Below are 13353 nucleotides of genomic sequence, written 5' to 3' on the forward strand. Positions count from 1 at the left end.
AACGCCCGGTTGGTGGTGTTTTCTCCCGTTTTCCTGCTATGCTTTTCCTGCAAAGGCGCAGTGCACGGCGTCGAACGCAGCAACATTTCCCCAAGGAGGAACCTTTCATGGAACTATATGAAAAGCTCTACGAACTGCGCCGCGCGAGCGGCATGTCGCAGGAGGAGCTGGCGGAGAAGCTCGGTGTCTCGCGCCAAGCCGTCTCCAAATGGGAGAGCGGCGCCACGCAACCGGAGCTTAGCAAGCTCATCGAACTCTCTAAGCTCTACTCCGTTTCCGTCGACGAGCTGCTCAGTCTGGAGCATGCCAAACTCGAGCAGGATGCCGCCGAATCGCCGGTTCAAAGCAACGCCGAAAAAGCTCCCGCGGAAAAGCTGAGCTTCCGCGATTTCTGCATACAGCACAAGAAGATCGTCGGCGGCGCGGCTGTAGCGCTCGCCGCGCTCATCGCCGTCGGCGCGCACTACAATAACCGCATCAATACGCTCAGCATGCAAGTGAATGACCTTCGCAGCCAGATCTACAGCGTGCAGAACAACCTCTCCAGCCAGATCGACGGCATCAGCAATAACGTCTCGGACATTTTGACGCGCGAGTCGAGCCTGATCTCGCAGTATAATTACGAGATCACAAACGTCGATCTTAAAAGGCAGGAATGCACCATCGCATTTTCCCTGCTGCCAAAGACAATCAGCGAGGGAACGACTGTCATCATCGGCGTGACCGACCATGGCAATTCCTCGCCGCTGGATAGCTATCGGCCGGGCTACTCTGCCGACCTTACGCAGGATGGCTTCGGGTATCTGCACGGTAGTGTAACCGTCCCTCTGAGCGACGAGCTCGGCGTTGGTGTCAACTTCAAGCACGACGGTGAGACACAGTCAGAGGAGCTCGACACGATCTATGATCTCAAATCCCGCTATCAGCCGCAGCTCAAAAGCTTTCTCGCCCTCATCTCCTACGAGCGTCAGGCCGGCAGCAAATGGCAGTACCAGTTCACGCCGGGCAATGCCGGCATCCCGCTCGGCACCATCTCGCTCGGCGCGCTGTCCGATGTGTCCATCCGCAGCGCGTGTCTTGAATACACGCGCGCCAATCAGTTGCTCAGGCGCGTGCCGCTCGAAGCATCGTACAGCGATGGCAGCGCCGTCACCTATGTCGGCGATGACAGCGCCGAAGCCGTGGGCGCATCCGTCATAGAGGGCGTGTCGTACTATGACCTCGCCTATGCCTCCAGCAGCGAATCGGAGGCTTTCACGCTCCCGCTCGGGGCAACGCCGCTCGTCTGCGAGCTTGTCGTCAACCTTGCGGACGACACAGTACTGCGCGTCCGCCTCTTCCAGGTGCGCGCCATTGCAGGCGGCGACAGCTACGAGGAGATAAACTACCTCGACCAAAGTCTCAGTGAGCCGCTCCCCTTCATCGTCGAATATCCCGACGGGCAAAACTGAGCGTTCCAAAAAAGCAGAAAAAAGCAGCTCTGCCGTAGCAGAGCTGCTTTTGTGATTGAATTAGTTCAGGCCGAACTTCTTGTTGAACTTGGCAACGCGGCCGCCGGTATCGACCAGCTTCTGCTTACCAGTGAAGAAGGGGTGACACTTAGAGCACACTTCCACCTTGATATTCTGCTTGGTGGAACCTGTCTCAATCACATTACCGCAGGCGCAAGTAATAGTAGTCTGCTGATAATTGGGATGGATTCCTTCCTTCATTGCTCGTGTTCACCTCTTTCTGATCCAAATGTACTTTTCTAAAAAAGCCATATAGGATATTACCACGCTTTGTGTCAAATTGCAAGAGAAATTTTTGATCCTCTCCGTGCTTTTCTCTTCCTTAGCACTTTTTCCTAATTTCATCGTCAATTTTTTAACGCTCGTTATGCAATTTCTCTTTACTTCTGCCGTTTTCAGTCGTATAATGGCATTTACGCGCCTTGCGCACGGATGATTGGAAGTAAAGGAACATCAGAATTATGTCAAAAAAACATTTCCTGCGGGGACTGCGCGACGGCATCCCCATTGGGCTTGGTTATTTTGCTGTCAGCTTCGGCATCGGCATCAGCGCGCACAACGCGCACCTGAGCATTTTTCAGGGTTTTTTGCTGAGCTTTTTGAACAACGCCTCGTCGGGTGAATACGGCGGCATCACCATCATCGCCGCCGACTCCGGCCTCTGGGCCATAGCGCTGATGATGCTGGTCGTCAACGCGCGCTATCTTCTGATGAGCTGTGCGCTCAGCCAGCGTCTCTCGCCCGATACGCCGCTTCCCTGGCGGCTCCTCATCGCCTATGACCTGACGGATGAGATCTTCGGCCTCGCCATCGCGCAGCCTGGGTATCTTGAGGTGTGGTATTACTTCGGCACCATGTGCGCGGCCATGCCGGGCTGGAGCATCGGCACCGTGCTCGGCGTGCTGATGGGGAATCTCATGCCCGTCTGGGCCGTCAGCGGTTGCTCCGTGATGCTGTTCGGCATGTTTCTCGCCATCATCATCCCCGTCGGCAAGCAGAACCGCATCGTGCTCGGCTGCATCGGCGTGAGCTTTCTCTGCTCGCTTCTTGCAAGCGTTTTGCCGTTCACGCGCGAGCTGTCCGAGGGCATGCGTATCCTGGTCTTGACCATCGTGATCTCTGCTGCCGCCGCCATTCTGTTCCCGCACAAGGAGGATGATCTCGTCGCATGAAAACGTATTTATATCTTTTCGTCATGGCGGCCACGACCTATCTTATCCGCGTCCTGCCGCTCACGCTGATCCGCAAGCCGATCCAGAATCCCTTCCTGCGCTCGTTTCTCTTCTACGTGCCCTACGTCACGCTCGCGGTGATGACGTTCCCCGCCATCATGAACGCCACGCAGTCGCCCATCGCGGGCGCGGCGGCCATGGTCATCGGCATCGTCGCCGCCTGGTGCGGACTGGGACTTCTCCCCGTCTCGCTCGTCTGCTGCGCGACAGTGCTGATCTTAGAGCATTTTATCGTGTGAGCAAATCTTGTAAAACACCCTCCGCGGATTTCCCGCGGAGGGTGTTTTTATGTATTCACAGCACCTTTTCTTCGCCGACCGAGAAGAAATACAGCACCTTTTCCCTGACCTTTTTGCCCATCACGCGCATAAGGGCCATGGAGTATGCCTCGAGCTGAGGGCGGTAGTGCTCAGCTCGTTCTTCGATCTGTGTTCTTCCGATGCGGTCAGTCTTGAAGTCCACGACCACAAGCTCGCCGTCCTCTTCAAAAAAGCAGTCTACCACGCCCTGCAGCAGCACCGCGTCGTCGGCGTCCAGCGTGGCAAAGTCCCGCACCGGCCGCAGCAGCGAGAAGCGGTACTCGCGCCGCACCGTCTGCGCATTCTTGCGAATGCGCGCGGCAAGATCACTTCGCAAAAATCGGACGATCGCGCGCACATCGACGGCGCTTGCCTGCTCGTCGGTCAGCTTGCGCTGCGCTCTGAGCTTTTCGACCTGCTCACGCACGCTCTGCTCGCTTGCTTCGCAGAAAAAGTCAAGGTCCTGCATCACAAGGTGCAGCGCCGTGCCCCGCTCCGCACCCGTGAGCGTCGTTTCGCCCGCAAGGAATTTTGGTTTATATAGGCTGCGCAGCCGCGGTGGGAGCGTTGTATTTTCGGATATCTCCTCGTCCAGCGCGCGGCCCTTGAGCTGCGTGGCCGTCAGCTTGGCGGGAAAGGCCGTCTGCCCCGCGTAGGGGTAGCGGTACGACAGCGCAGCAAAATCCACCGGCAGCTCATCCCTCGGCGGCGCGGCATCCACTGGCGCGTCATCGGGCCGCTGCTGCGGCGTCACAAAGCTCAAACCGTCGTGCACGCGCACCGTCCACGGCGTTTCGTCAGCATAGAAGCGTCCCTCGCCGCTCTGCCCCGCAAGCTCGCGCAGGGACGCCGCTTCGCTGCGCTGCAAAAGCGGCAGCATGATCCAGTCGCCCATGCACTTGCCGCTGTCCACAGCCTCTGGCAGCACAGGACAATCGCTCAGCGCCAGAAGGTCGGCGACGCGGCTTTTCGCGTTTGCCTGCGTGTGCACCATGACGAGCTTTTCCTTCGCGCGCGTCATCGCAACGTACAGCACACGCAGCTCCTCGGCCTTCGCCTCGCGCCGCAGCGTGCGCTCGAGCGCCTGCCGTGCGACCGTCGGGTACTGGATGTGCCTTTGCGTGTCCACGCACACCGGCCCCAGCCCGAGCTGCGGGTGCACGAGCACCGAACTCAAAAAGTCCATATTGCTGAAGCGACGCGCGAGGTCCGAGAGGATCACGACCGGAAATTCGAGGCCCTTCGACTTGTGGATCGACATGATGCGAACGCCTGATGATGCGTGCGCGGTCTGCATCGAACCCGCCTCGCCTTCGGCAAGCTGCTCGCGCAGCGTGCGCACAAAGTCGAAAAGGCCTTGCCGCCCCGAGCGCGCGTAGTCCTCGCTGAGCTCCAAAAACGCGAGCAGATTTTCCTTGCGCTCCGCCCCACGGCGCATCGCGCCGAAGATGCCGAGCACATTGCACCGGCGGTAGATTTCGCTCAGCAGCTCGCGCACGCTCAGGTGCGCCGCGCTGTTGCGCAAAGCGTCCAGCGTATCGAGAAATTCTCTGCTGTGGATGTCCTCACTCAAAAGCAGCGCATCGTAGAAGTCACCCGTGCGCTGCCGCGCGCGGATCGCCGCGAGCTCATCGGGTGTAAAGCCGAAGAGCGGAGAGCGCAGCACGGCAATGAGCGGCACGTCCTGCCGCGGATTGTCGATGACCTGCAAGAGTGCGAACAGCACTGCGATCTCCATCGAGGCAAAAAAGTCCTCGCCCGCGTCAGCGGCGCAGTGGAGGCCGCGCGCTTCCAGCGCGCGGCGATAGTCCAAAAGGCGCGTGCTCGGCGAGCGCATCAATATGACGATGTCCTCCTCGCACACGGGACGCAGCTCTTTTGTTTTGTCATCCTGTATAGGAAATTCACTTGTCAGCATATTGCTGATATAGTCCGCGACGAACGCGGCCTCAGCCTCGCTCGCGCGCACGCGCTGCTCGCCCGTCTGCGTCGGCAGATCGAGCAGATGGAACTCCGCGCCGCACGCGCTCGATTCGACATAATTCGCGCCGAGGCGCAGCATTTCATCCGCGCCGTAGTCGAGCTCACCCATTTCCTCGGAAAGAATATTGCAGAAGATAAAATTCGTCGCGTCCAGCACTTCCTTGCGCGAACGGAAGTTGCGCGAGAGCAGCAGCTTCGCGCTGTCGTGCTCCTCTGCGTCCTCAAGCGGTGGCCAGGTGTTATAATGCTGCAAAAAAATACGCGGGTCGGCCAGGCGGAAGCGATAGATGCTCTGCTTGACATCGCCAACAGTGAAAAGGTTTTCTCCTTTACAAGAAATTGCGTCAAAAATGCGGTTCTGCACCTCGTTGGTGTCCTGATACTCGTCCACCATGATCTCGCGGTAGCGCGCGCTGACGATACGCGCAAGCTCTGTCGGCGCACCGTCCTCTCCGATGAGAAGGCGGATGGCCTCGTGCTCCTGATCGGAGAAGTCAGCAGAATTCCGCCGCCGTTTTTCCTCGTTGTACCGGCGGGAAAAGTCCGCCGTCAGGTCGATGAGCGCGAGCATTGCGCTCGCCATCGTGCGCAGGTCCTCCACCGCCTCGTCGGACGAGGCGGAAAAAATCTCGGCAAAGCCCTTGACGGTCTCCTTGCAGTTGTCCCACAGGCTTTTCATGCGCGCTTTCATCTCGCCGCCGTCGCTGTCCTTCACCGCGGCGAGGCGCGGAAACGCGATGGTCACGCCGCGCGCGGCGTCCCAGCCCTCTGCGGTCTTCCCCTCCAGCGCTTCGAGCTGGTAGGACGCGTCGAGGAACGCGGGCGCATACTTCTGGTTCAGCGCGTCATTCGCGCACATCTCCTGCGCCGCGCGCTGCAAAAGGTTTTTGCAGTGGCGCGCCTTGCGCCGCACCTCATTGAGCAGAATTTTTCCATAGGGCGTGTCCTCGATCTTATCCGGCACGGCGCGCCAAAACGCGCGCTGCGCCTCGAGCCATTTGTCCTCATACGGCTGCGCCTGCAATTTTGCGTGCAGCTCGAGCACTAAGTCCTCAAGCGCGCTGTCGTCGCGCCCCGCGCCGAGCGTGTCGGCGAGCAGTGTGCCTCCGGGCGTCAGACAGTCGTAAAAATCGTCCAGCGTGCGCGCGAGCACGCGCTCGCGCAGCACCTGCGCCTCGTTCTCGTCCAGCACGCGGAAATCGGGCCGCAGCGCGTGGCCGCGCGCATCCTCGCCGAGCAGATGGCAGTTTTCGCGCAAAAGCGCGGTGCAGAACGCGTCCACCGTCTTGATGTCCGCACGGTAGACGCACAGCATCTGCTGCCGCAGGTGGTAGTTGCCAGGGTCGCGCTCCATGCGCTCGGTGAGCGCCTTCGCGATCTTGCCGCGCAGCTCGCTCGCCGCGGCGCGCGTGTAGGTAATGATGAGGAAATCGTCGAGATTCGCCCCTTCGCGCTCCACGTAGGAAAAGAGCCTCTCGACGAGCACCTTCGTCTTGCCCGAGCCCGCCGCCGCGGAGACGAGCAGACTGCGCTCGCGGCTGTCCACCGCCGCTTGCTGTTCGTTTGTCAGCTTTTCAGCCATTTTCGTGCGCCCCCTCTCCGTTCACCTCGTCGATGTACTGCCAGAATTCGTCGTTTTTCGTCGCCTTGATGTATTCCATACGGTCACTGCCGCAGCCGTTTTCAAAGTGGCACGCGCTCGCGAACTCGCAGTATGTGCAGGCCGACTGCTGCGGCGTGCGCGCGTAGGGGTCGGCGTCGATGTTGCCTGCGAAGACCTCCTGCGTGATTTCATGTAAAATATGGTCGACGTATTTCGAGAGCTTTCCGAGCTGCTCGGCAGAAGCAAGGCTTCCCGTCACCGCGCCGTCCCTTTTCACCGCGATGGGCAGGTAGCACGGCGATTCGAGCGCGCTGTGCTCCATCGCCTGCAGGACCGCCGGGTCCTCGAGCACCATGCCGCTGCGGCGCAGCTCCTTTTTGAGTGCTTTTTCGATCTTTTCGGGCTCCGTGTCGCGCGCGCAGCGCAGCATCGGCTCGCGCGCGGGCGTATAGAGAACTCCTGCGGGAACGATCTCGTGTCCGCCGAAAAGCATCTGTCCCTCTTCTTTAAGCGTAAAGAGGTAGAGCAGCATTTGGAGCCCCAGCCCGTAGCGCAGCTCGGCGAGGTCGAAGCTCTTCTTGCCCGTCTTGTAGTCCACGACGCGCAAATATAGCTTGCCGTCGTGCAGCCAGCCGTCCACACGGTCGACCTTGCCGACAACGCGCGCCGTGCCGTTTTCCTCGCGGATCGTGATGGCGGGCAGCTGCCCGTCCGCACCAAATTCCAGCTCAAATGCCAGCGGCTCAAAGTCGGAGCTTTGCAGCTCCTCGCTCACCTCGTCCATGATGCGCTCGACCGTCGCACACAGGCGGTTGAACAGATAACGGAAGCGCGCGCTTTTTTCGCACAAGTCCGGCAGCACGCGGTCGATGTATTCCTCGATCGACGCGCGCACGAGCGCGTGCAGCTTGTCCTTCGATAGCGTATGCAGTCCGCCGCACTCCTTCGCCTGCCGCAGCGTATGCTCCATCACATCGTGCACGAACGTGCCGATCTGCGGCGCGTCAAAGCCCGCGCCCGTGCGCTCCCTGGCTTTCAGGCCGTAGCGCATGAAATAGGCAAAGTGACATGAACGCGCCATGTCCATGCGCGAGGCGGACAGTGTCACCGCGCCGCCGTAGAGCGCGTGCACCGCGTCGCGCGACAGATGCCCGCGCGTATAGCGCGAAGCGTCCTTCATCGCGGCAAGCGCACGCTCCGCGTCGCCCTGTCCTTCAAAATACTGCCACAGCGCGCCGCCGATATGCTCGCCCGCATACTCGAGCGCCGTCGACTTTGCTGACAGGCGATATTCCTTGTCAGCGCTCTCTGTTTCGACGCTGATCAACGGCAGCAGACGCGCGATGCGCCCGATGACGAACGATGGCCGCTTCTCCGCGCCCTTTCCGTCCGAGACGGGATAGGACACCGTCAGCTTTTCCGTCGGCTGGGCCAGCGCGGCGTAAAGATTCTGAATTTCCAGATGAAACTGCTCCATCCCGTGCGGCGCGAGGAAGATTTGCTGCCTCTCGAGCGCCTCGCGGTCCTCGTCGCGCAGCACGCCGCCGCGGTTCTCCGCCGCAGGCAGCACGCCGTCGTTCGCGCCGAGCAGGAACAGCGCGCGCACCGTGTGGCGGTCGTTTCGCGTCATTTCGCACAGGTTCACCGCGTCGAGCGTCACGGGGATCGTGCCCACGCTGTACTGCGTCAGCACAAGGCGCATCAGACTCGCAAACTCCTCGGCGTCGAGGATCGCGTCGCCCAGGATTTCCACAAACTGGTCGAGCACACCGCAAAGAATGCCCCACAGCTGTGCCGTTTCCTCGGCGCGCTGGGCCTCGCCCGCGGCGAAAAGCTGCTCGGTCTGCGTCTGCAAGACCTCCGGCAGTTTGATCTCCTCCAAATAGCCGTACAGCGCGCGCACCTTCTGCTCGGCCTCACCGCTGCCGCCCACACCTTTTTTTAGGCGCGCAAACGGCCCCTGCACGCGCTCGCGCAGTGCGTTGACCGTCTTGAGCCGCGCCCTTGCCTCGTCCGTCCAGTCTTCGCCGTAGCCGTCGGGATGCGCCGACCAAGGCGTCTCGCGCGTCCACATCGCGCCGCGGATCTCCCACTTGAGCGCATAATTTTCCAGAATGTCGCATTCCGCCATGCTGAGGCCGGCGAGGCCGGTCTTGAGACAGCGGAACACATCCTCATACTCAAAGCCTCCGCTCGCGGCGTCGAGCGCGCCGAGCAGCAGCGTCAGCACGGGACTTTTCAAAATATCGCTGCGGTGGGCATAATAAAGCGGAATACCGTAGCGGGCAAACACGTTTTCGATTGCGCCCGCGTAGGAGTCGAGATCGCGCGCCGTGACGGTGATCTCGCGATAGCGGTAGCCCTGCTCACGCACTAATTTCAAAATCTGCGACGCAACCCACTCGCATTCACTGTACGCGCTGCCCGCCTCGTAGAGCGCAACGGCATCAGTCGGCTGGGTAAATTCGTCCGCTGCGCCGAAAAAGCAGCGCTCAATATGGTCGAGCGCGCCGCGCACCTCGCCCTGCGGAAGAATTTTCTCCTCGCATGCGACGCCGGCATCGCGCGCGAGCGCGTACAGCCGCTCGCGCACGCGCAGGCTCTCGGAAAAGAGCTCGCGGTCCTGCGTGTCGCCAAGGAGCGTGACGGTCACGCTCTTCGCGCGCCGCAGCAGGATACGCAGAATGCGCAGCTCACGCCCCGTAAAATACGAAAAACCGTCGAGGAAAATGTCTTTATTTTCAATATATCCCGACGCTTCGAGGTTTTCCTCCAGCTTTTCAAGCACATCGCGCGCGTCGTGCCCCGGTGCGTGGAGCTTGCTGAGGTAAATGCCGTAGATAAGAGAAAGGTCGCGCAGCTTGTCGCCGCTCTCGCCCTCGATCTGCGCTACGCTCTCGGATAGCTGCTCGGGCGATACGGCGTAGGCCTGCAATTCCTCCATCACGGCGAGCAGGCTCTCCAAAAATGCCGCGCGCTGCGACGGGCGCTTGTAGACCTTGAGCACCGGCGCAAGCTCCGTGAGCGTACGCTGGAGCGTCAGGAGCTTTCCGCCCGAATCGAGCGTCACGTCCGCGCTGCCGCCGCAGATGCCCAGCACGCGCGAGGCGAGCAGCTTGAACGTCAAGGCCTCGGCATGGCGCGACGCGGTGTCGCCGCAAACACGGCACAGGTCCATCTCCGCCACATGCGAGGCGTGCTCCGGCACGAGCAGGATTTGCTGCGACGAGTCCCCCAGCGCGGCGATCCTTTGCAGCACGCGCTCGGATTTGCCCGTGCGCGCGCGTCCCATCAGTATGTGCAGCAAGCGCCCTTCCCCCTTTGTTCCGACTGGATTTTTGAAAATTTTATCACATTTTATGCCTTTCGGCAATGCGGATTATACCGTCCGGTAATGAAGAAGCACTGCGTGCATATTTTCGCCCATCACGGGAAGACTACCGAAGACCAAACCATCTTTTTAAGGAGGGAACCTCATGGTCATCGACAAAATCGCGCTGACGCTTGCTATCATCGGCGCGCTCAACTGGGGCAGCGTGGGCCTTTTCGGCTTTGACTGCGTCGCCTTTCTCTTCGGCGGACAGATCGGTATGCTCAGCCGCGTGATCTACACGCTCGTAGGCCTTGCCGGCATCTGGTGTATCACGATGCTGTTCCGCGAGAAAGAGCCGATGGAAAGCGGCGGCCAGGCGTAAAAAATAAAAGGAGAGGGAGTTCCCTCTCCTTTTATTTTTGCGTTAAAAATTTTCTTTACCGCTCCCCAGTCGCTTCCGCACCTTCCAGCTCGTGCATCGAGCGGCGGAACTGGCGGTAGAACGTGAAGCTCGTCAGCGCCACCGCGCCGAAATCTGCCACGGGCTCGGCCAGGAACACCGCGAACGCCTTGTCCGCGAAAAAGTGCGGCAGAATATAGATGAGCGGGATGAGCAGGATGATCTTGCGCCACACGGCGAGGAAGAGCGACGTCTTCGCGTTGCCGAGCGCCACAAACGTCTGCTGGCAGGCGATCTGGATGCCGAAAATACCGCTGCACCCCATGTAGATGCGCACGGCCCACGCCGCGTATTCGACCAGCGCGGGGTCATTATTGAAAATCAGGATGAACGCGCGCGGGAAGAGCTCGACCAGAAGCCAGATGGCCATTGAATAAGTAAAGCACGCGCGCAGCAGGCAGAAGTAGGCATCGCGCACGCGCTGGGCGTTCTTTGCGCCGAAGTTGTAGCTCACGATGGGCTGTGCGCCCTGTGTCAAGCCCTGAAGCGGCATGTTCGAAAACTGCATGATGCTCGTCAGCACTGTCATCGTGCCGACGGCCATGTCGCCGCCGTAGCGCAGGAGAGATGAGTTGAAGCAGATGGCGATGAGGCTCTCCGTCGACTGCATCACAAACGGGGAAAGTCCCAGCGCGATACACGGCAGCACGATCTTCGCGTCCACGCGCAGGTTCTCGCGCTTTAAGTGCCAGCGCGTCTTCTTTCCCGTGAGGAACGTCATCACCCACACGGCCGACACTGCCTGCGAGATCACCGTCGCCAGCGCCGCGCCGCGCACGCCGAGACCGAGCACGAAGATGAACAGCGGGTCGAGAGCCGTATTTAAGAGCGCGCCGATGAGCACTGTCTTCATGCTCACGGTGGCGAAGCCCTGTGCCGTGATGTAGGCGTTCATGCCAAGTGTCAGCTGCACGAAGATCGTGCCGAGGGCGTAGATTCGCATATAGTCGAGCGCGTAACCGATGGTGTTCTCGCTCGCGCCGAACATCAGTAAAAGCGGCTCGGCAAAGGACTCGAACAGCACCGTCAGCACCAGCGCCGTGATGAGGAGCATCGTCAGACAGTTTCCCATGATGCGCTCGGATTTTTCGCTCTCGCCTGCGCCCTCGGCGATCGAGGCGCGCGGCGCGCCGCCGATGGCCATGAGCGACGCGAACGCCGAGATGACCATGATGATCGGCAGGCATACGCCAACGCCTGTGAGCGCGAGTTTTCCGACGGTCTCGGCGGGCTGCATGTGGCCGATGAACACGCGGTCGACCAGATTGTAGAGCATGTTGACGATCTGCGAGGTGATCGTCGGCACGGAGAGCGAAAAGAGCAGCTTTTTGACGTCCCCGTGTCCCAAATCTGCGCGCTTATCCAAAATCATCACCTGAATCTTTCGTATTTTTCCGCATAGGTTGTCAGAATATCATGCCGCGGGGCGTTCGTCAAGCAAGCGGGCCGCGAAGCGCTCTATCATGGCATTTCCATAAAGCGCTTTTGGACATTTTTTCACTTTCTCCATTGCTTTTTCCGCGTGGGCTATTGTATAATTTGTTTTACAATCGCACCAGCGGAGCGCCCCGCGTTCCGCTTATCAAACAAATAACGGAGGAATCACCATGAACGAAAAGTTTTCCAAGCTTGGCTTTTATCCTTCCGACATTCTGCTGCCCAAGAAGGATGTCGATATGAGCAAGTGGGCGGTCGTCGCATGCGACCAGTTCACCTCTGAGCCCGAGTACTGGGAGCGCGTGGAGAAGACCGTCGGCGACGCGCCTTCCACCCTGCGCCTCATCCTGCCCGAGGCCAACCTGAAGGCCCCCAACGTCGACGAGTTCATCGCCGACATCAACGCCTCGATGAGCAAGTACCTCGAAGAGGGCATCTTCGAGACGCTCAAGGACTCCCTCATCTACATCGAGCGCGGCCAGAGCGACGGTAAGATCCGTCACGGCCTCATTGGTATGGTCGACCTCGACCAGTACGACTTCACCCCCGGCTCCGGCGCGCTGATCCGCGCGACTGAGGGCACCGTGCTCGACCGTATCCCCCCGCGCGCCCGCGTGCGCCGCAACGCCCCCATCGAGCTGCCCCACGTCATGCTGCTCATTGACGACCCCGAGAAGACCGTCATCGAGCCCCTGACCGCCGCGGCCGACAAGATGGAGAGCGTCTATGACTTCGACCTGATGGAAAACGGCGGCCACATCAAGGGCTACAAGCTCTCCGCTGCGCAGATCGACGCAGTCGCCGACGCGCTGACCGGCCTCACGACCGACGAGGCGATGAAGAGCAAGTACGGCGTCTCCGGCGTCGCGCCCCTGCTGTTCGCCGTCGGCGACGGCAACCACTCCCTCGCCACCGCCAAGGCCTGCTATGAAGAGCAGAAGAAGGGCAAGACTCCCGAGGAATACCTCGCGCTGCCCTCCCGCTACGCACTTGTCGAGGTCGTGAACAACCACGACGATGCGCTCCAGTTCGAGCCCATCCACCGCGTGCTCTTCGGCGTCGACCATGAGAAGTTCATGGACGAGTTCAAGAAGTTCTACCCCAACGCCCACGAGGGCAAGGGCGAGGGCCATGTCATCGAGGTCTGCTGGAACGGCCACGACGATTTCGTCACCGTCCCCGACCCGAAGGTCCAGCTCGCCGTCGGCACGCTGCAGACCTTCATCGACGAGTACCTCAAGCAGTTCGGCGGCGAGGTCGACTACATCCACGGCGATGAGGTCACCCGCGAGCTTGGCTCCAAGGAGGGCAACATGGGCTTCCTGCTTCCCGCGATGGGCAAGGAGCAGCTCTTCAAGACCGTCATGGCCGACGGCGTTCTGCCGCGCAAGACCTTCTCCATGGGTCACGCGCAGGACAAGCGCTACTACGTCGAGGCACGCAAGATCCGCTAACCTAATGTAACCATTGCAGAAAAGCGCCGCCTTGCGGCGCTTTTCTCATCAGGAGGATTCT

9 protein-coding genes are annotated in these 13353 nt (G+C 60.4%); 5 read left to right on the forward strand and 4 right to left on the reverse strand.

Going from position 1 to position 13353, the window contains the following annotated elements; translation table 11 throughout:
- Positions 1 to 107 precede the first annotated feature (107 nt).
- Complete coding sequence (locus tag NI20_RS16020; RefSeq protein WP_052084604.1) at positions 108 to 1451, forward strand: helix-turn-helix transcriptional regulator; 1344 nt, start codon at positions 108 to 110, stop codon at positions 1449 to 1451.
- Between the two features lie 60 nt (positions 1452 to 1511).
- Here NI20_RS16020 and rpmE read toward each other — a convergent pair whose 3' ends face one another.
- On the reverse strand, positions 1512 to 1712 hold the full coding sequence (gene rpmE, locus NI20_RS0110800; protein ID WP_033121414.1) for a 50S ribosomal protein L31: 201 nt from the start codon (positions 1710 to 1712) through the stop codon (positions 1512 to 1514).
- A 260-nt stretch (positions 1713 to 1972) separates the two neighbouring features.
- Between rpmE and NI20_RS0110805 the strand changes: the two genes are divergently transcribed.
- Positions 1973 to 2683, forward strand: a complete 711-nt coding sequence (locus NI20_RS0110805) for an AzlC family ABC transporter permease (protein WP_156108627.1) — start codon at positions 1973 to 1975, stop codon at positions 2681 to 2683.
- A complete protein-coding gene (locus NI20_RS0110810) occupies positions 2680 to 2982 on the forward strand; it encodes an AzlD family protein (RefSeq protein WP_033121416.1) in 303 nt (100 codons plus the stop codon). The genes NI20_RS0110805 and NI20_RS0110810 overlap by 4 nt, the downstream gene beginning before the upstream one ends.
- A gap of 55 nt (positions 2983 to 3037) precedes the next feature.
- Here NI20_RS0110810 and addA read toward each other — a convergent pair whose 3' ends face one another.
- Together addA and NI20_RS0110820 are read right to left on the reverse strand one after the other, a co-directional pair.
- Positions 3038 to 6607, reverse strand: coding sequence for a helicase-exonuclease AddAB subunit AddA (gene addA, locus NI20_RS0110815; RefSeq protein WP_033121417.1), 3570 nt, complete (start codon positions 6605 to 6607; stop codon positions 3038 to 3040).
- Complete coding sequence (locus tag NI20_RS0110820; protein ID WP_033121418.1) at positions 6600 to 9935, reverse strand: PD-(D/E)XK nuclease family protein; 3336 nt, start codon at positions 9933 to 9935, stop codon at positions 6600 to 6602. Before NI20_RS0110820 ends, addA begins: the two co-directional genes overlap by 8 nt.
- A gap of 169 nt (positions 9936 to 10104) precedes the next feature.
- On the opposite strand from NI20_RS0110820, the gene NI20_RS0110825 reads away from it, so the two are divergent.
- Positions 10105 to 10323, forward strand: a complete 219-nt coding sequence (locus NI20_RS0110825; protein WP_033121419.1) for a DUF378 domain-containing protein — start codon at positions 10105 to 10107, stop codon at positions 10321 to 10323.
- Between the two features lie 55 nt (positions 10324 to 10378).
- Here NI20_RS0110825 and NI20_RS0110830 read toward each other — a convergent pair whose 3' ends face one another.
- Positions 10379 to 11773, reverse strand: coding sequence for an MATE family efflux transporter (locus tag NI20_RS0110830; protein ID WP_033121420.1), 1395 nt, complete (start codon positions 11771 to 11773; stop codon positions 10379 to 10381).
- 235 nt (positions 11774 to 12008) lie between these two features.
- Here NI20_RS0110830 and NI20_RS0110835 point away from each other — a divergent pair, with 235 nt between their 5' ends.
- On the forward strand, positions 12009 to 13292 hold the full coding sequence (locus NI20_RS0110835) for a DUF1015 domain-containing protein (protein WP_033121421.1): 1284 nt from the start codon (positions 12009 to 12011) through the stop codon (positions 13290 to 13292).
- Positions 13293 to 13353: the final 61 nt, after the last annotated feature.

It is taken from the genome of Oscillibacter sp. ER4 (assembly GCF_000765235.1).
In the GTDB taxonomy this organism is placed as follows: Bacteria; Bacillota; Clostridia; order Oscillospirales; family Oscillospiraceae; genus Hominicoprocola; species Hominicoprocola fusiformis.

Bases quoted from the DNA above. Each gene is read 5' to 3' on its own strand.
- NI20_RS0110830 (WP_033121420.1), bottom strand. From the start codon at position 11,773: ATGATTTTGGATAAGCGCGCAGATTTGGGACACGGGGACGTCAAAAAG.
- NI20_RS0110805 (WP_156108627.1), top strand. From the start codon at position 1,973: ATGTCAAAAAAACATTTCCTGCGGGGACTGCGCGACGGCATCCCCATT.
- NI20_RS16020 (WP_052084604.1), top strand. From the start codon at position 108: ATGGAACTATATGAAAAGCTCTACGAACTGCGCCGCGCGAGCGGCATG.
- rpmE (WP_033121414.1), bottom strand. From the start codon at position 1,712: ATGAAGGAAGGAATCCATCCCAATTATCAGCAGACTACTATTACTTGC.
- addA (WP_033121417.1), bottom strand. From the start codon at position 6,607: ATGGCTGAAAAGCTGACAAACGAACAGCAAGCGGCGGTGGACAGCCGC.
- NI20_RS0110810 (WP_033121416.1), top strand. From the start codon at position 2,680: ATGAAAACGTATTTATATCTTTTCGTCATGGCGGCCACGACCTATCTT.
- NI20_RS0110835 (WP_033121421.1), top strand. From the start codon at position 12,009: ATGAACGAAAAGTTTTCCAAGCTTGGCTTTTATCCTTCCGACATTCTG.
- NI20_RS0110825 (WP_033121419.1), top strand. From the start codon at position 10,105: ATGGTCATCGACAAAATCGCGCTGACGCTTGCTATCATCGGCGCGCTC.